A 20889-nucleotide genomic window follows, 5' to 3' on the forward strand; every position below is an offset into this window, starting at 1 on the left:
CTCTCTTAAATATTGTTACACTTGGTGATGTTCCTGCACCACGCCGGCACAACGGGGGCAGAGGGTCGGGTTTTCAGGATCACTGCCAATCCCTTCGGCATACATCCAACAACGCTCGCATTTGGCGCCGCCGGCAGGGGCCACCGCCACCGCCAGTTCCATTCCTTCCGCTCGGGCAGCTTCAGCAGGTGCTTCCGCCAGGGGATGCAGAGATACGCCGGAAACAATAAAAATGGTGGCCAGTTCAGCAGCCATAGCCCGAAGGAACTCGGCCGTGTCCCCGTGGGCGTAAAGATCCACTTGGGCCTCCAGGGCGTTGCCGATAATTTTGTTCTGACGGGCGGTTTCCAGCACCTTCAAAACTTCTTTACGGATCTCCTTTACCCGGTCCCACTTTTTCTCCAACTCCACATCAATATATTCCACATTGGCTTCAGGCATATCCAGCATTTGAACACTGGCCAGCCTTTCACCGGCAACCGGCATGTGCCGGTAGATTTCTTCGGTGGTGAAGGTTAAAACCGGCACCAGCAGCCGCACCAGGGCATCCAGCACTTCGCAAAGTACCGTCTGGGCAGCCCGGCGTTCAAGGGAGGCGGGCACCGCCGTATATAAACGGTCCTTGATAATATCCAGATAAAAGGCGCTGAGATCCAGCACACAGTAATTGTGAATGGCATGATAAACCACATGGAACTCGTAGTCCTCATAGGCCGCCAGCACCCGCTTAATCAACTTGTTCAGTTCCATCAGGGCCACCCGGTCCAGCTCCGGCAGATCCCGGTAAGCCACTTTGTCTTTGGCCGGGTCAAAATCATAGAGATTGCCCAGCAGAAAACGGGCGGTATTGCGAATCTTGCGGTAGGACTCGGTCATCTGCTTAAGGATATTCTGGGATAACGCCAAATCTCCCCGGTAATCCGCGGAGGAAACCCAGAGGCGCAGGATATCGGCCCCCATCTGATTGATGATTTTTAACGGATCCACCACATTGCCCAGGGATTTGGACATCTTGCGTCCCTTTTCATCCACCGTAAAGCCATGGGTCAGTACGGTTTTATAAGGAGGCTTGCCGGTTACCGCAACCGAGGTGGACAGGGAAGAATTGAACCAGCCCCGGTGCTGATCGCTGCCCTCCAGATAAAGGTCCGCCGGCCGCTGCAATTCCGGCCACAACTCCGGTTGGTCCAAAACCGCCAGATGGCTGGAGCCGGAATCAAACCAGACATCCATAATATCGGTTTCCTTACGGAAGTCGCCGCCTTTCCCGCAGTGATGGCAGTTCAAGCCGGGGGGCACCAGTTCATTGGCCTCTTTGGCAAACCAGATATCCGAACCGTGCTCCTTAAACAACTGCTGGATATGGGCAATGGTTTCTTCAGTAATGATTTCCTTGCCGCAGTGGTTGCAGTAAAAAATGGGAATGGGTACGCCCCAGATGCGCTGGCGTGAAACACACCAGTCGCCGCGGCCCTCCACCATATTATAGATGCGGTCCTCTCCCCAGGCCGGAACCCACTTGATATTCCGGATGGCCTGCAGGGTCTCCCGGCGGAAACCCTCCACCGAAGCAAACCACTGCTCGGTGGCCCGGAAGAAAACCGGCTGCTTGCAGCGCCAACAGTGGGGGTACTGGTGTTTAATATTGCCCAGGCCCAGCAAGGCGCCCTGCTCTTGGAGTTCTTCAATCACCGATTTGTTGGCGTCCAGTATAAACTGGCCCTGGAACTTGCCCCCTTCCGCGGTAAATTTACCGCGGTTGTCTAGGGGAGAGAGGACCGGCAGTCCGTATTGTTTGGCCGCCAGGAAGTCTTCCTCGCCATGTCCCGGCGCCGTATGAACACAGCCGGTGCCGGCGTCCAGGGTGACATGCTCGCCCAGAATCACCAGGGAATCCCGGTCCACAAAGGGGTGCCGGCAAACCACCCGGTCCAACTGCTCCCCTTTAAAGGTGGCCAGAATCTCGGCCTCCTCCGCCTCCATTACCTCTTTGAAGGCTTCCAGCAGTTCCTTGGCCACCACGACCTTTTGTCCCTTCACCCGGGCCAAAACGTATTCAAATTCCGGATGCACGCTGATAGCCACGTTGGCGGGCAGGGTCCAGGGCGTGGTGGTCCAGATCACCACCGCGGCGTCTTCCGGCAAAATCCCTTTTCCCTCTTTCACCGGAAACTTAACGTAAATGGAGGGCGATGTTTTATCCCCGTATTCCACTTCGGCCTCCGCCAGGGCGGTTTCGCAACTGGCGCACCAGTAAACCGGCTTCAGGCCCTTATAAATATATCCCTTTTTAGCCATTTCGCCAAAAACCCGGACTTGCGTGGCCTCGTACTGGGGCAGCAGGGTATAATAAGGGCGCTCCCAATCCCCCCGCACGCCCAGCCGCTGAAATTCCTCACTTTGAATGTTGGCAAACTTCAGGGCGTAATCCTTGCACTTGTTGCGGAACTCCACCGGGTCCACCTGATGGCGGTTAATGCCCAGGGCCTTGATGGCCTGCTGCTCAATGGGAAGACCATGGGTATCCCAGCCGGGCACATAGGGCGCATCATACCCCCGCATGGACCGGTACTTCACCACCATATCCTTGAGTACCTTATTCAAGGTATGACCCAGGTGGATGTGTCCGTTGGCATAGGGGGGACCGTCATGAAGAATGTACTTGGTCTTGCCCTTGTTCTTTTCCTGTACCTTGTTGTACAGGCCGATTTCAGACCAGTATTTTAAAATTTCAGGTTCCCGCTGAGGCAGGTTTCCCCGCATGGGAAACTCTGTCTGAGGCAAATTCAAGGTTTTGCTGTAGTCCACCAATACCCTCACTCCTCCGATTCAATAAATTCAATAGGGATAAAATAAAACCCGCCCCCAAAAGGGACGAGTTAATTACCCGCGGTACCACCCTCATGAACAGGAAATCTCCTGACACTCGAAACACCCGTAACGGCGGTGCGGCCGGCCCTGCCTACTCCCCTTCCGGTTTGGGCAAAGGCACCTCCCGGGTGATTTTCAAAGGACGGTCCTGGCCCGGATTACACCTTTCCCGGACTCTCTGCACAGATCCTGCTCCCTTTACTTTCCCGTTCCACGGTGATCAACAGTAATTTATCCTAAACAGCACTATTATACATAAATCCGACACAGGGGTCAATATTGCCTGCTTGGGAAGCCCTTCGGCCTTGGCCATAAATTAGTGTCCGGAGGCCAGTTCCGCAATGCGCCGGTTAGGATTGTCCTTGTACAGACCGCCATGGTAGCAAATGACCGCCTGAATGTCGTATTGCGTCAGTTCTTGCAGCGACTTGGCAGCCAGCTCCGCATCCCAATGAATGTGCTGTGACATGGGGAGAAGGCGTCCCTCTTCAATCAGCAGGGCGTCCCCGGTAATCAGGGTCTTACTCTGCCGGAGATACAGGGAGATATGTCCCGGGGTATGCCCGGGAGTGTAAATCACCGTGATCCCGCCACAGTGGGGCAATTCCTCGCCGGCGGTTAACGTCCGGTCCACAGGGGTTTTTAGATTTTCAAAACTGGCCTTGAGTTTTTCATAGAGGGATTTCATTTCTTCCGGCAGGGAGTCCAACTGACTCTCCAGCCGGGCCACTTTAACCGGCTGTTTTTCACCCTGGATATAAGACTTTTCCTGCTCATGGGCCAGCACTTGAACCCGCGGGCATTCCCGCACAATATTCGGGAGGCTCCCCACATGATCTACATCATGATGCGTGATGATCACCTTGTTAAGTTGATCGGCGGCCATGCCGGCCTGCTCCATGGCCTCACGGATTAAAGGCCATTGTCCGGGATATCCTGCATCCACTAAAATCACCGTATCCCCTTCCCAGAGCAGGGTTGGATAAATGCGCCTCGGCGCACCCATGACATTGGCCGCTATTTCCAGCATTGCTACGCCATTGGCTACTTTCATTGATGGCTGCTCCCTTCGTGGAGGCCGTCCTTTGGGCCCCGCCTTCCCTCGGAGTCATTCTACAGCTTCCCACTTTTATGTTTCTATACTATTTTCTGGATATTAATAGGATATCCTGCCCAAAGAAACTCAATTCTCCATTCATAAATAGCGAAGAAGTCGAGCATTTCAAACACTCGACTTCAAGACATTTCGGACTATTATTCTACTGATTCAACGGGAAATCCCATCGTTGTCCAGGCTGCAATACCACCCGCCAGCTCAAGAACGTCGTAGTCCTTCTCCAATAATATAATCGCCGCTTTGGCAGCCATGTTGCACCATGTTTCCCAGCAGTAGACAACAATTGTTTTATCTTTCGGCAGCTCATCCAGTTTTTCCGCAAGTTGGGCCAGAGGAAGGTGCTTTGCTCCCGCAATTTTCTGCTTCATGATATGTGGCGGCGCATTGCGCACATCAACCAGCAAGAACTTGTCCGGTTCGGCCTTGGATGCATGGGTAAAGTCCATAGGGCTGATGGAAGCCTCGACTTTTGCTTTAAAATAATCCATATTACTCATCGCTTCCTACTCCCCTTCAATTTTATCTAACAATTTAAATAATTGTTCGATTTCATCCTGATTAAGCTTTTGCAGGAACACCGCCTCACAACGCTTCATGTCGGCCCACAAAGATGTAATCAACTCTTCACCGGCATCCGTTAAGACGAGACAATAGGCTCTCCTGTCCGTTGGATGCTTCACGCGCATTACAAACCGCTTTTTTTCAAGCTGATCGATGATCTGTCCCATGGTGGTCTGGTCGACCCGTTGAATATTGGCAATCTCTTTTTGCGTTAAGCTTGGGTGTTCGTGGATAAGCAGCATCGCTCCATTTTGTTTGGATGTGATGCCGGCCCGTATTAGATGGTCTTCAAAAAGCGCAAACATACGTTGTGATGCCTTTGCCAGTTTAAATCCCAAAGATTCTTCTATTTTCATCAGCATTAATCACCATGCAAATAATAAGTTTTACTGATTATAAGTTTATTTTATTAAATTTACTTTGTCAAGTTCTTGATAGTAGACGGCATATCGAATCTTAATGATAAGTTTGTATGTTCAATTTTTACTAAAAGACATGGTAAACCCACTTGCATTTGGAATAAAACAAGTGGGTCACTTCTTTGACAACGTCAAAAAGGGAACAATTGATTTTCGTTTTTCACAGTTCATTCATATCCATTATTTATCACCACGTCAATAGCATATAGCTGCTATACGCTTTTGTCAGGCTTTGTTCCTTGTCTGATCAAGTTTCAGTCCATTACAGTAATTAATATACTTTTTATTAAAATTTTTGGGCTTTTCGTCTATATGAAGATGTCTCCATAAAATTTATTTCCTAAGGATTTTTTGAATTGCGAGATCAGCTTGATCATGGACACTTTCGGTTTGGATCCTTTGAACAATGTTAAGTATGGGCTTGACAGCCCGTTTATCACCCAATAAGCCCAATGCTTCAACTATAAACGAAAGTATCTCGGGGTCTTCTTCAATTTTCAGCCGGTCAATAAGTGGTAAAACGGCTTCTCGTTCACCCATTAGACCTAAGGTCCATGCCGCTCTTCCTCGTATCAATGGAAGACCATTGTCAATGGACTGAATCAGTGGAATCAGCACCGGCTGCCCAATGTCTACCAGAGCCTCTCTAATATGTTCAGCCAAGTTGCTGTCTTCATTCCCGAATAATTCAATAAGGTAGAAAGCTGCACTAGGATCACCGAATTTGCCCAGTACCTTTGCAACCTCATTTAGTACAAATATCTCATCTTCATTTTTAAGTGCGGAAATCAGTGATTGCTTAGCTTTTATCCCACCAAGTGTTCCCAAAGCCTTTGCTGCAGTACACCGAACATATGATGTGTCTTCTCCTTCCAGTATATCTATAAGTGGCATAACAGCTCTAGAATCGCCTATCTCGCCTAGAGCCAACACGGCCTCTCTCCGCACCTGTTCATCCTCATCTCCTAGTACTTTTAGTAGTTGATCAACAGCCTTTTTTACTCTTAGCCTCCCCAGAGCCCAAGCTGCTCCTATTCTAACTTCCTCATCCTTATTTTCTAAAGCGTTAATTAATTTAGCTGTCTCAGTTTCTCTCAAAGATTTTAAAATTTCTGCACAAAAACTTTGGTCACTTATCGTTGTCAGCATACATTGATTTTGAACTATAGATTTAAGAAGTATTAAAAGCTGCTTACCATTTACTTCCCTCTGAACAAGAGTTTCTGTGGTTCTTGCTAAACTCTGTTTGTGTTCTATTTTAAACTCTCTTCTTAATTCATTTATTTTATCTCTTTCCTTTTCTGTCAAAAATTCCGGTTCAACAGCATCAAAAATGATCGACCTTTCATATTGAGACACAGGGATAGCCCTCCAGTTTTTTACTTTAGGGACGGCTTTCCGTAAAGCTTCCACCACCGGTCTCGTAACTAAAATATATCCTGCAAATAAAAAATCACTACCGTCCCAGCTGTTTTCATCGAAATATAGACCTTTCTTAACTATATTGGGTTTTCCAATTATTATGGGCGGTTTAGCGATAATTTCAGATCGCGAATAATCAATTGGCCCAACTTTAGCGGTAACTGCAAAACCATGATAACCACTTATTAATTTGCCATTTTTATCGTACAGGTTTATTGGATATGTTTTCCACCCGGTAAAATTATGGGCAGTAAAAAGTTCCTTTATGCGATCAGATATAATAAATCCACCATCACACCAGACAAAATCCTCGGGTACAGTTCTTCCCCCGGCATACCGGTAAGGAACCGGAATTGGCGGATTCAAATCTCCTCTTTTAAGACTGGCTATATCTTTCCAACTTAAATAAAGTATATCATCTGCTAATGCAGCTCTAAAAAAACGCTCCATGAGACCTAATTCAAGAACAAATACATTCTTTATTATATCTTTTCTTTCACATGTAGGCAGAGAAACATTTTTTGTTTGTGGCCTATCTAATACTTTCAACGCAATATGCCTTATATTCCCATTATCCTCATTTTTAACCAATTTCTCAAGAGGCTGAGCAACCCGCTTATCGCTGATTTGGCTTAGGGAATCGACTGCCAACATTCTTATATAATCATTTTCTTCATTAAGCATTTTTATCAGTGGATCTACAGAGGCCTCGCCAATCTCTACTAAAGCTCTGGCTGCCCTCCAGCTTGCAATTGGGCCTTTGTCTCTAATTGCTGTTATCAAGGGGGTAACCGCTTCTTTGCTCCCTGTATGTCCCAAAGCTACCGCCACTACTCCCTGTCCATTGAATTCTTTATTATTTAATAATACTGCAAGCGGCATCACTGCAGCTTTTCCCATTTTCCCCAGAGACTCGGCAGCAACCCAACGTTCTTTATTTCTTAACATGTTAATTAAAAAGGGAATTGTCGATAGATCGCGCAATTCACCCAGAGCTTTGATTGACTCCAGGGAAGCTCCATGCTTTTTTATATCGTTAATAATCGAGGAAACTGCTCTTTTATCCCTTATTTTACCTAAAGCACTAATAGCGTCTCCTCGAATAAGAAGATTTCCTTCTTCTAAAGCATCAATAAGTGGTAAAACTGCTTCCGGGTCACCGATTTGTCCTAGGACATTTGCTGCACTTATAAAAAAAGATTCATTACAATTTTTAAGCAATCTAGTTAGCGCCCTTACCGCTGGCTTGCCTATTTTAATTAAGGCATCCTCTACTTCACTTCTAATTTCCCAATGATTTTCGTCAGCAAGAATATGAATTAAAGGTATTATAGCAGGACTTCCTATTTTCCCAAGTGCTTCTACAGCACTTTGACTAACTACCCGCTCTTCATCCTTTAGTGCTTCAATTAAGGGAAATATCGCAATAGGATCACCTATTTCCCCTAGTTCAATAGCAGCATTAACACGATTTTTCCAGTATACGTCTCGTAAATTTTTAATTAACAATTCTGTTGATTTCATATTGCTTCCTACCTTCTCCGTAGAAATAAGCTTTTTTATAAAATAATTATAATCTAGGAATGAGGCTAAAAATTTATAATAAAAAACTTACATCTAAATTGGTTATCTCTAAACCATTTTATAATGTTCTCTATCTAAGTGTTGTAAGTTGGGTGTAAAAGTTTTCTAAACTTTTACACCCAACTTATTAAACCAGAATTATTCTATAGATAATATTTAGAAATATCTCTCAAGATTATACGCTTTTGTAAGCTCTCTACCATGGCTAAGTATTGCTTGTAACGTTGGAGTAGTCCCATTAAGGTCATATGGTCTAAAAAAATCCGTCCACGCATTATTATATTTGGTGCTTATGGATTGATAGTAAGGGGTTTCAACCCATGTACCATATTTGGGATCACAATTATTAAAATTTAATCTACTCCATTGGTTAGCAAACTTTTGAGGAAATATATGATGTGCTTGATATTTAGTAGTTGGGTCACCATCCGTTTTAACAATTAAATTGTGCCTAAAATTACTCGAATTGAAATTTTTATATGCAAGTTGACCTGCTGGTGAGGCTGCAACACGTTGTATAGCTGTAACAAACTTATCACCAATACGTGAAAGAATAACAGTAGCATATACCAAAACAGGTACGGCTTGAGGCTCTACCTTATCTATATGAGATTTTAAGTCTTCAACGTCTTTATCTAAAAATTGATTTTCATTTACATTGATTTCACTATTTGTATCTGATATACTCGTTAAACTTTCGTCATCAAATATCTCACTAGATAAAATTGTCTGTTCTTCATTTTGGTTTAAATTACTAGAAACTGCAGAATTATTAGCATAATCCGCAAACGCACCCGTAACTGGCAATAGTAAATTTATTAATAAAACAAATACAACTAAAAGACTTAAGTTCCGCTTAAAGGATCTCATGGGAAACCTCCTTAATTTTATAGTATAAACTTTTTGGTAATTGCAGGTAGACTTAAAAAATGGTTAAATAGATTTGTAATAGTGCTTTTGGAGGCATCTTTTGGGAACAAGGTTGAGGCTGTACCCGTTTGCCTACAAATCACTATTACTTTTTGAGAAGTCGCGGAGAGTACTTGATTAAAAGTCAATTTTTCACCTCTACAAAATTAATATTAGAATATTCAAAATACTCCCTTTTTAAGGCTTGGCAACTATCAAACGATCCGCCATGCCCACTAAAAAATAAATCATTTACAGACTGTTGACAAACCTCATATTTAAAAAATAGACCTCTCAAATCCCTCATATTAAACAGGGTTTCTGGAAGTGTTTTATTAAAAAAGGGGGCTTTTCAACAATCTAAAATGATTTTAGTTATTTTTCTCTAAAAATGTTTAAATTTTCTTTTTAACTTACACAAAAACATTTAAACAAATTTCAACAAAACATTTCATATTTTTTAAAATTTAAATGCTTATATTTTTAAAAAATAAAATTTATTTATGTTGTTTTTTATTGATATTGTCTCACGTTGTATAGTTCATCCCATAGTTAGATATAACAAAAGGACTGCCGTGCTTGATACACGCCAGCCCAAGATTATATACCCCGAAAGGTATCTAAGAACAACTGTGGACCTTGGCCAGGAGCAATTATTTATATTTTAATCCTATTTAACAAAGTGTAAATGAATAATCTTATTGTTAAAATTGCGTTTAAATGCCGGAATTGTTGCCAGCCATCCCAGCCAGCGCCATCTTCTTTTATGATAATCAAAATAATTCCATTCATCATAAAGACGAATCCTCGGGTTGAATTTTTCCACCTGCCTGCCATCTTTTACACCCCACAGGAACTGAGCGTTCATTTTTTTTACTGCGTCATGGTGTTTGCTTCGATTTACCAGCAACGGCGACAGAATTTCCATCAGCATTTCCCCACGAGGGAATGCCTCCACCAGCTTATTCAACAGATTTTGAATTTCCTGCTCCGTAAAATACATCAAGATCCCTTCGGCAATAATGAGAACCCCTTCATTGGTACGCTCAATGTCATCCGGCCAAGTAAAATCAAAGACCGATTTGGCAATCATCTTATACCGGTCCGTTTCCTCAAAAAACCGTTTCCGGATCTCCATGGCTTCCGGCAGATCCAGTTCATACCAGCGGATTCTGCCGTTATCCAGACGGAAAAACCGGGTATCCAGGCCGCAACCGATATTGATGATGACCGCATCCGGATGCCGTTGGATAAATGCTTGCGCAGCCTTATCCAGCAATTCGGTTCTTACCATGACTCCCACCTGAGACATCCGGGCCCGCTCAAACTTGGAAAAATCATAATCAATTGCCCTCATCATTTTAAGGGCGTATTCATCCTTTACAATGGGATCGTCCCGTTGGGCCTCCACGGCCTTGGCCCATAACGGGATCAGCATGGTTTCCGGCACGCCTCCCAATTTCTGCCGCATCCTCCTTCACTCCTTCATTTTCTTTCATCCATCCTTACAATAAAAAGAAAGACATTCATCTAAACGATAACGATTATCATTTTCGCTAATTATAGCTTTCTAAAAAACTTCAGTCAATAACCTGCAGGGAATCTTTTCCTTCAGACGGGCACTGCAAACGAAAAAATTAAGCATAAAAAACCACTTTTAGGCTTTTTATAAAATTTTTAAAAATATTTTATAGGCAGTTTAATATCTTCCGTTATAATGGCTTCATAATTCCAAAAGGGTTTGGTAACAAATAGAACGAAATAATAGATCCGGTAGTTAAATTCTTTTTCATACCACAAGCAACATTTGGGAAGAAAGATCAGCAGGGTGATACGTATGGTTAGACGCAGGAACCGTCATTTTAGGCACGCCTTTCGAGATCGGCTGAATCAACGAAAACCTTATGATTTCCATGAAATGCATGATCAGTTCCACCGGCATCACCGGGAATTCCATCGTTACCACGGGTATTTTCGCTACGGCCGGGTGGCTTTTATTTTATTCAACGTAATCATTCTTTATCTGTTGTTTAGCTGGGGAGGGTTCAAAGGCATCGGACTCTTTGTGGCTGCCTTAATCACGGCTAAAGAAATGATGAGCTTCCTCCTTCTTTCTCGTTTGGAAAAAAGAATATTTAAACCCATTGAGGAATTAAAACAAGGCTTGGATGAAATTGCCCGGGGAAACTACAACATCAAAATAAACTGCACCGGACCCAATGATCTTGGCATATTAATCGTTTCATTCAATGAAATGGCCCAAAAATTGTATGAAAGTGAAAAAGTAAAGGCGGAATATGAAGAGAATCGCAAAGCTTTAGTCGCCAATATTTCCCATGACCTGAAAACGCCCATCACCTCCATTCAAGGATATATTGAAGCCCTTTTAGACGGAACCGCCAAACCCTTGGAGCACAAGCATAAATATTTGAAAACCATTTATCAAAATACCGTTTATATCAATAAACTTATTGACGATCTCCTCTTGTTTTCAAAGCTGGATATGCAGAAATTAGATTTTAAATTTGAAAAAGTGTCCATTTTGGCTTTTATGAATGATTTAATGGAAGAATATGAATTTAACTTTGCAGAAAGAAAAATTCATTTTCAATATACCGCTAAACTGGATCAAGACTATTTGGTACATCTTGACGGCAAAAGATTTTATCAGGCCATTAATAATGTCCTGCATAACGCGGTTCATCACGGACCTGAAAACGACTTGTCCATCGAGGTGGAACTGTCCCGGCAAGAGAATGACATAGCCATTGGTATCAAAGATAACGGACCGGGTATCCCCCGGGAAAAACTGCCCTTTATTTTTGATCGCTTTTACCGTATTGATACCGAACGGACCAAAGATTTTGTAAGCACCGGTTTAGGCCTGGCCATCGCCAGGGAACTGGTGGAAGCCCATGGAGGAAAAATTACCGTTTCCAGTGTTGAAAAAGAGAGCACCTGCTTTACCATCCGTCTGCCCATTTTAATGAACCACGAGAGCGAGGTTAGTACATGAAACGCATCTTGATTATTGAGGATGATTTGGATATTGCCGAGCTGGAGCGGGACTATCTTCAGTTAAACGGCTTTAAATCGGAAATTGTTCAGGATGGACTTCAAGGTCTGAAAAAGGCTGTTTCGGGGTTATACGACGTGGTGGTGGTTGATTTGATGCTGCCCAATAAAGACGGCTATGAAATTATCCGGGAGGTTAGGAAAAAACTGGAGATTCCGGTCCTGGTGGTTTCGGCCAAGGGCGAAGAGATTGATAAAATCAGGGGGTTGGATATCGGGGCGGACGACTATTTGACCAAACCTTTTAGTCCTGCGGAACTGGTGGCCAGAATCAAATCTCATATTCGGAGATATGAGCGCCTTAAGGGCCCTACCCTGGCTTCGGAGCTGCTACAGTACAAGGGATTGGAAATCAACACGGCATCTCACAAGGTCTTTGTGAATGACAAAGAGGTTCAACTGACAGCAAAAGAGTACGACTTGCTGGTCTTTTTAGCGGCAAATCCAAACATTGTTTTTACCAAAGAACACCTTTTTGATACCCTATGGGGCAGCGAATATTGCGGGGATACGGCTACGGTGGCGGTTCATATTCAAAAAATCCGTAAAAAAATTGAAAAGGACCCGGCCAACCCGGAATTTATTGAAACCCTGTGGGGTACCGGCTACCGCTTTAATTCCTAGGTGGCCGAATTTTTTATAGACAAAGGTCATAAGTATTGTGCCAAAAGAATCCCACAATGGGTATTTCCTTTTCTCCAATCAAATGGGTTGTCTCTTTTTTTATTACACCCCCTAGTCTTTTGTAAAATTGCAGATCCTTGTTTGCTTTGAAGGTCCATATTATCATGGATGTAAAATCATTTGCTTTAAATTCTTGGACCAGCTTTTTGAATAGCTGCTTGCCATACCCCTTCTTCTGGTAGCCCGGCAGAATATATAGGGCTACAATTTCACAGTCAAATTCACCGGAACGCTCTGCTCCCCCCGAGGCCATTCCCACAATCTTTCCTTCACGATCTTCAAGCACCAGGGTTGTTCCAATTTTCTTACTCAGGCTCTCCTTAAACAGCTTTTCATGTTTTTCTGGGGTCAAGGAAAGTAAAAAGTCATCCGACACAATTCCTCGATAAGCCACTTTCCAGGTGTTTATAATAACGTCTGCAATATATTTTTCATCCCCAACGGTTGCATATCTAATCTTCATTTTTCTTCTCCCTATTCTTGTTTTAAAATTTTAGTCAGACCCATTACAGGAGTGAAGTTTAGAATTCAAGGAACTCATTACAGTGAGCCGGAATCCCTTGACAGCATCGGTTCATACATCATAATGGCGTGGTTTTCCGTAATATAGTCGTCGCCAATCAGGTTATTTTCAGCATCAAATACCCTGCGCCGGATTATATTGTGGCGCAGGTATCCGCCCCACCACTCCAGGGTAATTAAATGATCCTTTTGGTAGACCTCGTATTGGTAAGGTGAGGGGTTTTCGCAGCGAAATTCCCCTTGCAAATTTGTCTCCTCCAGCCATACCCGCAATTGATAATGAAAAGGCGTCTCATTCTTTATCTGCAAGTCAATGTAATTGTATACTACCGTGGCTCCGCTGCCGAAGGGCTGGGTGCGATTCCCGTCCGGAAATACATCATGGGTATGCCGCCACCGCTCAGTAACCGTTAATGGCGTATGGAGGGCCAGCCAATAAATGAGATTTGAAAGCTGGCAGAGTCCCCCGCCCACTCCAGGGTAAAAGGATCCGTTGGCCAGAACCATTCCCTCCAGAAAGCCTTTTCTCCTGGTGGGTTTTCCTACCAAGCGCCAAAAGGAAAAGGTCTCCCCGGGTCTAAGGATAAGCCCGTTCATTTTCTCCGCAGCCAACCGCAGGTTGGTGACCTTGTTTTCCTGGAGCCATCTATCCACATTCCGAAGGGGGCGGTATAGTGGAGTGTTATGCCGTGCTACTAAATGCGGCAGGGAGGTTTTGGAAACCGCTGCAGCATATTTAACAGACCGGTTGAATGTCCAGCGGATGTAACGAAGTCCGGTAAAATACAGCCTTCCCAGAAACATTCGAAGCTTCGACCGGTTTACCGGCTGCTTTGCAGGATGAACATCGTTCAAAGCCATCATTCACTACTCCCATTTTAAATGAATTTCCTATAAATTAACGTGGAATAACCAATTGGTACTTTGTGCAATATTGAAAGAATCTGCTTTTGTACCATTTAACGGCCAAATAAAATCGATACCAGTGGGAATTGGCAAAGCCATCCGCCAATTCAACCTCTTCTACCTTCCTCTCATGAAATTTCTTTGCTTCAAAATTGGCAAAGGCCTCCCGCAGCCATCTTGTATCGTCGTAAGTAATCCAGTCTAAATCGCCTATACCAAACAGCCCTTGGGCCATAAGCAGCTTGCGCCAATTCCTTTCTCTGCTGCCGTCGGTGGTTTTAGCTACCAGCGCATCCATTAGAATATCAAAGTCCTGGAAACCGATCTCTGTATCCCGATATTGAGGATGGTTCTCTAAATAGGCCTTCAAGTGCTTTTGTATTTTGGTAAAGGCCTGTTTATACCTCTTGGGATTATTGATTTCTACCCTTTTATAGGAGCCCCGGAATTCATCGCTATAGTCATATTGATAAGACCAGGTTAAGTAGGGACAGTCCGGATAATCCAGGGCCTGGCCATGACCGTAGGCGGGTACGGCCGAATCAAAAAAGGCTTCATATCTGTTCCGGTCTAATCGTTTCAATAATTGAATCACTCTATCGAAGAATACCGGCAGGCCTTTTGTTTTCACTTTGCATTCCTTAATATCGTTCACCTTGCTTAAGATGCCTGAAAAGCCTTGGTGGGAATAGCTGTCTGCGTACACATGTAAAACAATCCCCAGCTTAATTAAATCATCCTTTTGGAGAACCTCTTGCAAGAGGTCTAAAATGACCGGGGATTCTTTAGCACAACGAAGTTTGCGGGAGAAGTTTTCTCCCTTACATCCGGGTACAAAATGAAAGGCCGTGGTATTGTTGATCATCGCCTCATAGTTAAAGGTCTTAATGCGGAAATAAGAATGACAGGTGGCCATGTTAAAAAAAGAAGGTTTGTTATCAATCCGATCATGCTCAAGATGGGTATTTTCTTTTAAAACAATATGATTGACTTTGGCATCGTCCACAAACTGAGAGGCATAGGCCACCTGGTAAGCAGCCTCCTTTTTAAACCCGCAGGCCTGGCAGAAGGCTAAAATTGCATAATAATGAGCATCCCTTTTGATTGATCGCCCTCCCCAGTTCCTACTATAAATAATCTTTCTGCTTCTCAGTACAGTTCAGAAATTCTTTTCTTGACTATTTTTTATATTCAATATATAGGTAATTTCTTTTTCTATAAACAAAAACCCTCTGTTTAATTATTTATATTCATCATATTATTAAACTCATTTCGTTGAGGCTGTTTTTCTTCCTGAGGGATAGGCTTCTATAAATTTAAATAATAATTATTTTATAAATATAATTAAAAAGATCACCGGCAGTGGCCCGCGATCTTTTCCCTTTCATAGTTGATAAATCAATCCTGTAAAAGGTTAATTACAAGTAGACCTTTCCCTCATCACCGTCCACCGTAATAAGCTGACTGTCCTTGATCATTTTCCTCACGCCCGGAATGTTAACCACCGCCGGGATCCCGTACTCCCGGGCAACAATGGCCCCGTGAGATAAAAATCCCCCGGTTTCCATTACAATCGCGGACGCTTTCAAGAACAGCGGAGTCCAGCCGGGGTCCGTAGACGGCGCCACCAGCACCTCCTCGTTTTGCAGTTTATCTCCTTCCCCGGGATGATGAATGAATCTTGCGGTACCGGAAGCCTTCCCCGCAGCCACTCCCAGGCCGGTTAAAGCGTTGCCGGCACTGCCGATGACAGCTTCCGCAAACTCAGGCGCCTCATTAATAATCACATCGGGGGCTGGAAGTTTCTCCATCTCTTTTCTCCACACTTTACGATCGCACGCCAGTAGATTTAATCCTTTTCCATCCCAGTTCCCGTTCAGAATGGAAACCACTTCTCTGTAAGTGCAATGAAAGATATCATCAGGTTCCGGGAGAATCCCTCTCCCTGCCAGTCGTCGGCCGATCTCCTGAAAGACTAATCGCTCAGACTCAAAGAGCTTGATAAACACAGACTTGGCCATTTCTCTGATCTCGGAGCTCTTTATAACTTGTTGCCGCATGTAATGGATGAATATTCGCCTGTGGATCGGTACTTTCCGCTTAACTTCCTGCCATAGCCGGCCCGTTTTTTCCATTTGACCGGCCTTTATCCTGTGGAGATCGGCGGTTTCCAGGGTTCTCCTGATGAACTCCAGAAGATAAGAAGGATCTTCCCGCCAGCGGGGATTGATAATATCCATTTCGTAAACTCCCCGGTGCCCGAATTCAATCAGGAAGTCCCGAAAGGATTGTTTAAATGGTGATTTCTCGGGCAATTCTTTTTCCCACTCCAGAGGATCAAAGGGATCACCGGAAAAAAACCTCCGGGCAGCGTTATCCCCGCGGGCAATTTCGGCCATTTCCAGCAGGCGGTAGCCATGCTGCGCGCTGGTTATGTCCCCCTTCCCGGCCATCAGAGCGGTGGCCATGGCTTTCCCTTTTCCGGGGAAAGACTTATCCAGGGCTTTTTCAAGGGGTTTCATGGAAGCATTGGCGCAAAAAATAAATACCAGAGCAAAATCCATAGACGCATTTCTAATCTCCGCAACTTTATTGCTTAATTGGCTTTCTGTTAGATTGCCAAGCTTTTCTTTTAATAACGCCTTGGTGAACTGATCTATTTTAACAAAAGATTTTTTTGCTTTTTTTGCACTTTTTTGCCCTGTAAGAATTAATTTCAGCAGATATTTGCCTTTTATAAAATGCTTTTTATCATGAGATTTCCTGTCTTTAATTTCTATTTCCGGCTGATGCCCTCCGTAATTCTCGTTAACATCCCGTGGCGCCACACCCAGTGTATCATGCCAAAGCCATTGTTGAAGAGAAAGGTTGAAATAGGCCCGGCCCTGGTATAACCGGACATGTTGTAAACCTGGGAGCCCCGGATAACCCATCGCTTTAGCAGGGGCATTGAGCATTAAGTTAAGGTCCTCTCTCATTAGGCTCCAGTTGAGGGTGGACTGAACCATGGGTATTCCATCCCTGAAGTTGGCATTGGACCATATATCCGGCTGATGTTTTATTTCGGCGTAGATATATCTGGCCAGAGCCGTCACCGGTCGAGCCTGGACCAGACTAAAATTTCGACCGTCAAATACCCACTCAATATCCTGGTGCTGACCATCCAGGCCAAGGGCCTCGTAAACCCGTTGTATCAGCAGACCCAATTGACGAATATCTTCATCCCTTAAAACTTGACTGGTTGATGCCTTAGTAAACTCAACAAATTTCGTTCCTCCCTTTTCCCCGGCAACACTCTTCCCTTTTTTACGGCCAACTCTTTTCTCCGTTATCTCACACTCAGAGTCTAGACGGTATTCATCCGGCTCAACCGTGCCGCTTACCACACTTTCACCCAAACCAAAATTGGCCTGGATAACCAAAACATCTTCCCGTCCGGTCCAGGGATCGCAGGTGAAGCCGACACCGGCAGCCGTCGCTTCCACCATTTCCATAATCACCACCGCGGGAATCACTTCATCCTCTCGAATTTTCATTTTCCGCCGGTAGGCAAGGGCCTGGGGTGTCCAAAGCGAGGCATAACACTCCTTAATGGCGCACAGGATGTTTTCTATTCCCCGGACATTTAAAAACGATTGGTGAATGCCGGCAAAGGACGCTCCGTCCGTATCCTCGACAGTGGCCGAAGACCGGACGGCCACCGGTTTTTCCAGGATGCCGATATTGGTTAATTTTAAAATTAGTTCTTCCCGGATATAGGGGGAAATACAGCCGTTCTTGATTTTTTCCCTTAGCGAAAAAAGTCCTTCATCTATCCCCTTTTGCCAGATATTATCCACGGTTACAGTTTGTTTAACGGTTTCTATGGATTCAAATAGATGATTCTTTTCAACAAAATCTTGATAGGCAGCAGCCCCAAGAACTCCCCCGGCAGGAACCGTAAATCCATACCGGTCAAGCCTGCCTAGATTCCACCCCTTTCCCCCGGCCACTTTGCTCCCGGCTTGAAAGGCAGCGGGCCAACGAAGAAATAATGTGCCGCAACTTTTTTCCATGGTCATCCTCCCCCCGGTAACAAACAAATCCAACCCTTTATTTCTGGTTATCTTCTTTTCTTGCCCCACTCAGAAAAATATCTACATTCATGTCAATGGCTTCATAGATGGAAAAGCACTCCGGCCTCGTTACCCAGCCAATGGCCGTAAAACTGCTAATGGTTTCCAGGTAGCCGGCAAGAACCTTGGTAGGTACATCCTGCCTGATTTCCCCGGTCTCCTTACCCAACTCCACAATCTGTTCCAGGATATGACTGACACCGCTTCTCCGGCGCTTATCCTCTATGGACTGAACGATTGTCTGCATGCGGTAAATAAAATATTTTTCATAAATGTCGTTGTTCAACTGAACCTGCATCCACTCCAGGGTTTTATGGAGTGCGGCAATCAGCCGTGACCGGGTATCCGGCAGTTGTTTTAATTCGTTGAGTGCCAATGGTCCCTGTTCCTTGATCCTTCTTTGTACATATTCGCAAAGAATGGCTTCTTTGACCGGAAAGTGGTTGTAGATGGTTCCTTTGGCCAAGTCGGCTTCTTCCGCTATTTGCTCCACCGTTGTTTGTTCAAACCCCTGCTTAATAAATAGCTCCATGGCAACAGCAATAATTCTTTTCCGGGTTTCCTCCTTCTTCCGTTCTGTTCTGTTTCCTATGATTGGTTTCATATTTCACCTCTTATGAACTAAGTATATTATTGAACCAAGTTTAATAATAGTTATAGTATATTTTATCATGATAAATTTTTCCCCACAAGAAAAAGTACCCATTTACTGGCAAAAAAAAGAATGTTCTTTTATGTCGAAATGGGGTCAAGATTGTTAAATGAAAAAGGAATGTCGCAGAACTACTTTAGTAGCCAGCGACACTCCCTTTAATTTTATAAAATAGAGAAATTAGCAACCTGCAAGGTAACAGCATGGCACATTTATGTTGCAAGAAAATCAATAATTTCTCTGTTAATCAGCTCCGGCCTTTCGTGATTAATGGTATGCCCGGTATCTTTTACAATTTTATAATTTAAATTATAATCCTTAAGTATTTTTATAACTGCCGGTTGATATACCGCCCTATCGAACTCCCCAATGAGGAATAATGCTTTATCCCGAAATAGGGACATGTCCTGTTCATCAAAAGCTGCCGATGTCTTATTTTTTTCTACTCTGCTATATTTCAATATATAACTCCAATGCTTCAACATCTCGTTATCTAGTAAAGATTCATTAAAATTAGGACTACATAGTTTTTTTAGTAGTTTCATTGCATTTTCATCCGTGGGATTTAAAATTTCAGGAAAGAAAACCTTTAAACTTCTTATCATTATAAGAAAAGATTTTATACCTTTTACAGGCGGATAGCCGGCCATACAAACAGCCTTATTTACCCGATCAGGTCTTTTAGCTGTATACGCTAGTGTCATGTAACCACCGTATGATATTCCAGCAATATTTGTAACATGAATATTCATGGAGTCTAATAGGTTATCCAGCCATAAAGTCGGGTCAAATGTTTTAAGATAACTCTCGTTAGGCTCACTCTTTCCTGCTCCCCCAAAAGAATCCACAGCCACGATATAAAAATGCTTTGCTAATTCTTTTGCGTTTAGAAACCACATGATTGCCGAATTATCACCGGAACCGTGGAAAAGCAATAAAGGAGGTTTTTCCTTGTTTCCTGACAGAATGATATGGGTTTTACCATACATCGTATCAAGATCTATTTCATCGATAGAAACTTCCCATAAATTTAACAATCTATTATAAGACTCATAAATTAATTGCCTGCCTTCCAGACTTTTAAACCTTTTAACCATTTATGATTCACCTCCTCCGTGTTCATCATCGAACATTCCTTTGTAAAAAACAATTGGATGAAAATCTTTATCACCTTTCTTCGTCATAGTATAAGCGGTCTGCATATTGTCGGTTGGTTCCTTTGAGATAGGCCAAAACGATTTTCGGGTTTAATAAGCACCAGTCCCCATACATATCAAATTTCCTGCATGATGTCATCATCTTTGCTTTGGTAATAGTCCCATACTTTTTCCCACACACTCTTTACCCCATTTTTTTAACCGCATTGCAAAATCAGCATCCTCGGCCATTAGAAGATTCTCATTAAATCCATTTATTTCCTGAAAGTCCTTTTTATAACACCAAAAAATTCCTACGGATATACCCCACCCATATTTTATAACTAACGGGATTATTAGTACTAAAGCGGATACGATTATTCCCAATGATACTCTTTCAAACCTCCCCGCAACACCACCGCCAATATAAATTTCCATCATTAACAGTCTTTCAATCTCCGTTAGCATATTATCCGACATCCAGCTATCGGCATCGATAGTAACTATAATTTCCCCTCTGGCAGCTTTAGCCCCGGCATTCCTGATTTTGGAAAGGTTCCTGCTATCCTCCTTTACTGTAATGCAATTGTATAACGCCGCAATTTCTTCGGTCCGATCAGTACAACGATTTAATACCACGATTACTTCCACTTGGTCTTTATAAGACGCCGATGCCGCCATAATGGAATCCAAGCATCTTCCCAAATACTTTTCTTCATTATGAGCTGGTATTACCACTGAAAATTTAATTTTCTTTTGAGCATCAAAGCCAAGATACGGGTTGTTTACATGCATAAAACCATCCCTCCTCCCCCTCCAATAATAATCAACTAAGGCCAAAATCTTTAATTTCTCGTCTTCCCACGCTTTCATTGATAGAAGATGTTACTGGTTTGCTTCCATCGACATCATCTCC

Annotated in this window: 16 protein-coding genes and 1 other annotated feature; of the genes, 2 read left to right on the plus strand and 14 right to left on the minus strand. The window is 43.7% G+C overall.

The genetic code is table 11. The annotated features are described in order from the left end of the window. Positions 1–15: 15 nt before the first annotated feature. The 7 genes from ileS to DESRU_RS16595 all read right to left on the minus strand — a co-directional run bounded on the left by ileS (position 16) and on the right by DESRU_RS16595 (position 10354). Complete coding sequence (ileS, locus tag DESRU_RS16565; protein ID WP_041275854.1) at positions 16–2808, minus strand: isoleucine--tRNA ligase; 2793 nt, start codon at positions 2806–2808, stop codon at positions 16–18. A gap of 59 nt (positions 2809–2867) precedes the next feature. After that, positions 2868–3094 (minus strand) — a binding site (T-box leader). Between the two features lie 93 nt (positions 3095–3187). Continuing rightward, a complete protein-coding gene (locus tag DESRU_RS16570; protein ID WP_013843238.1) occupies positions 3188–3925 on the minus strand; it encodes an MBL fold metallo-hydrolase in 738 nt (245 codons plus the stop codon). Between the two features lie 200 nt (positions 3926–4125). Then, positions 4126–4485 (minus strand): rhodanese-like domain-containing protein, encoded by a 360-nt coding sequence (locus DESRU_RS16575; RefSeq protein WP_013843239.1) that lies wholly within the window; start codon positions 4483–4485, stop codon positions 4126–4128. 6 nt (positions 4486–4491) lie between these two features. Then, positions 4492–4905, minus strand: a complete 414-nt coding sequence (locus DESRU_RS16580; protein WP_041275462.1) for a MarR family winged helix-turn-helix transcriptional regulator — start codon at positions 4903–4905, stop codon at positions 4492–4494. A gap of 396 nt (positions 4906–5301) precedes the next feature. Continuing rightward, entirely contained in the window at positions 5302–7914 is a 2613-nt protein-coding gene (locus tag DESRU_RS16585; RefSeq protein ID WP_013843241.1) for a HEAT repeat domain-containing protein, read from the minus strand. A 216-nt stretch (positions 7915–8130) separates the two neighbouring features. Further along, entirely contained in the window at positions 8131–8844 is a 714-nt protein-coding gene (locus tag DESRU_RS16590; protein WP_013843242.1) for a hypothetical protein, read from the minus strand. A gap of 709 nt (positions 8845–9553) precedes the next feature. Further along, positions 9554–10354 carry a class I SAM-dependent methyltransferase gene (locus DESRU_RS16595; protein ID WP_013843243.1) on the minus strand — a complete coding sequence of 267 codons (801 nt, stop codon included), beginning with the start codon at positions 10352–10354 and terminating at the stop codon, positions 9554–9556. Positions 10355–10720: 366 nt separating this feature from the next. On the opposite strand from DESRU_RS16595, the gene DESRU_RS16600 reads away from it, so the two are divergent. Together DESRU_RS16600 and DESRU_RS16605 are read left to right on the plus strand one after the other, a co-directional pair. Further along, positions 10721–11899 (plus strand): sensor histidine kinase, encoded by a 1179-nt coding sequence (locus DESRU_RS16600; RefSeq protein WP_013843244.1) that lies wholly within the window; start codon positions 10721–10723, stop codon positions 11897–11899. Further along, positions 11896–12582 carry a response regulator transcription factor gene (locus DESRU_RS16605; protein ID WP_013843245.1) on the plus strand — a complete coding sequence of 229 codons (687 nt, stop codon included), beginning with the start codon at positions 11896–11898 and terminating at the stop codon, positions 12580–12582. Before DESRU_RS16600 ends, DESRU_RS16605 begins: the two co-directional genes overlap by 4 nt. Positions 12583–12595: 13 nt before the next feature. Here the strand turns inward: DESRU_RS16605 and DESRU_RS16610 are convergent, their stop codons facing one another. From DESRU_RS16610 to DESRU_RS16640, 7 genes are all read right to left on the minus strand, one after another. Continuing rightward, the gene (locus tag DESRU_RS16610; protein WP_013843246.1) at positions 12596–13105 is read right to left on the minus strand and encodes a GNAT family N-acetyltransferase; all 510 of its coding nucleotides are present in this window, start codon (positions 13103–13105) and stop codon (positions 12596–12598) included. A 77-nt stretch (positions 13106–13182) separates the two neighbouring features. Next, positions 13183–14025 (minus strand): VanW family protein, encoded by an 843-nt coding sequence (locus DESRU_RS16615; protein WP_013843247.1) that lies wholly within the window; start codon positions 14023–14025, stop codon positions 13183–13185. A 37-nt stretch (positions 14026–14062) separates the two neighbouring features. Beyond that, on the minus strand, positions 14063–15223 hold the full coding sequence (locus DESRU_RS16620; protein ID WP_337998895.1) for a DUF6765 family protein: 1161 nt from the start codon (positions 15221–15223) through the stop codon (positions 14063–14065). A gap of 265 nt (positions 15224–15488) precedes the next feature. Continuing rightward, positions 15489–18125, minus strand: a complete 2637-nt coding sequence (locus DESRU_RS16625) for a PEP/pyruvate-binding domain-containing protein (RefSeq protein WP_013843249.1) — start codon at positions 18123–18125, stop codon at positions 15489–15491. Between the two features lie 37 nt (positions 18126–18162). Beyond that, positions 18163–18789, minus strand: a complete 627-nt coding sequence (locus tag DESRU_RS16630; RefSeq protein WP_013843250.1) for a TetR/AcrR family transcriptional regulator — start codon at positions 18787–18789, stop codon at positions 18163–18165. 260 nt (positions 18790–19049) lie between these two features. Further along, on the minus strand, positions 19050–19934 hold the full coding sequence (locus tag DESRU_RS16635; protein ID WP_013843251.1) for an alpha/beta fold hydrolase: 885 nt from the start codon (positions 19932–19934) through the stop codon (positions 19050–19052). Between the two features lie 198 nt (positions 19935–20132). Next, complete coding sequence (locus tag DESRU_RS16640; protein ID WP_238446317.1) at positions 20133–20846, minus strand: glycosyltransferase; 714 nt, start codon at positions 20844–20846, stop codon at positions 20133–20135. Positions 20847–20889 lie beyond the last annotated feature (43 nt).

Origin of the sequence: Desulforamulus ruminis DSM 2154, assembly GCF_000215085.1 — a bacterium.
Classification (GTDB): domain Bacteria; phylum Bacillota; class Desulfotomaculia; order Desulfotomaculales; family Desulfotomaculaceae; genus Desulfotomaculum; species Desulfotomaculum ruminis.

What these genes read in the sequence shown, in the direction of transcription:
- DESRU_RS16595 (WP_013843243.1), bottom strand. Translation starts at nt 10,354, where the DNA reads ATGCGGCAGAAATTGGGAGGCGTGCCGGAAACCATGCTGATCCCGTTA.
- DESRU_RS16615 (WP_013843247.1), bottom strand. Translation starts at nt 14,025, where the DNA reads ATGGCTTTGAACGATGTTCATCCTGCAAAGCAGCCGGTAAACCGGTCG.
- DESRU_RS16640 (WP_238446317.1), bottom strand. Translation starts at nt 20,846, where the DNA reads ATGAAAGCGTGGGAAGACGAGAAATTAAAGATTTTGGCCTTAGTTGAT.
- DESRU_RS16600 (WP_013843244.1), top strand. Translation starts at nt 10,721, where the DNA reads ATGGTTAGACGCAGGAACCGTCATTTTAGGCACGCCTTTCGAGATCGG.
- DESRU_RS16590 (WP_013843242.1), bottom strand. Translation starts at nt 8,844, where the DNA reads ATGAGATCCTTTAAGCGGAACTTAAGTCTTTTAGTTGTATTTGTTTTA.
- DESRU_RS16630 (WP_013843250.1), bottom strand. Translation starts at nt 18,789, where the DNA reads ATGAAACCAATCATAGGAAACAGAACAGAACGGAAGAAGGAGGAAACC.
- DESRU_RS16585 (WP_013843241.1), bottom strand. Translation starts at nt 7,914, where the DNA reads ATGAAATCAACAGAATTGTTAATTAAAAATTTACGAGACGTATACTGG.
- DESRU_RS16575 (WP_013843239.1), bottom strand. Translation starts at nt 4,485, where the DNA reads ATGAGTAATATGGATTATTTTAAAGCAAAAGTCGAGGCTTCCATCAGC.
- DESRU_RS16625 (WP_013843249.1), bottom strand. Translation starts at nt 18,125, where the DNA reads ATGGAAAAAAGTTGCGGCACATTATTTCTTCGTTGGCCCGCTGCCTTT.
- DESRU_RS16610 (WP_013843246.1), bottom strand. Translation starts at nt 13,105, where the DNA reads ATGAAGATTAGATATGCAACCGTTGGGGATGAAAAATATATTGCAGAC.
- DESRU_RS16605 (WP_013843245.1), top strand. Translation starts at nt 11,896, where the DNA reads ATGAAACGCATCTTGATTATTGAGGATGATTTGGATATTGCCGAGCTG.
- DESRU_RS16580 (WP_041275462.1), bottom strand. Translation starts at nt 4,905, where the DNA reads ATGAAAATAGAAGAATCTTTGGGATTTAAACTGGCAAAGGCATCACAA.
- DESRU_RS16635 (WP_013843251.1), bottom strand. Translation starts at nt 19,934, where the DNA reads ATGGTTAAAAGGTTTAAAAGTCTGGAAGGCAGGCAATTAATTTATGAG.
- DESRU_RS16570 (WP_013843238.1), bottom strand. Translation starts at nt 3,925, where the DNA reads ATGAAAGTAGCCAATGGCGTAGCAATGCTGGAAATAGCGGCCAATGTC.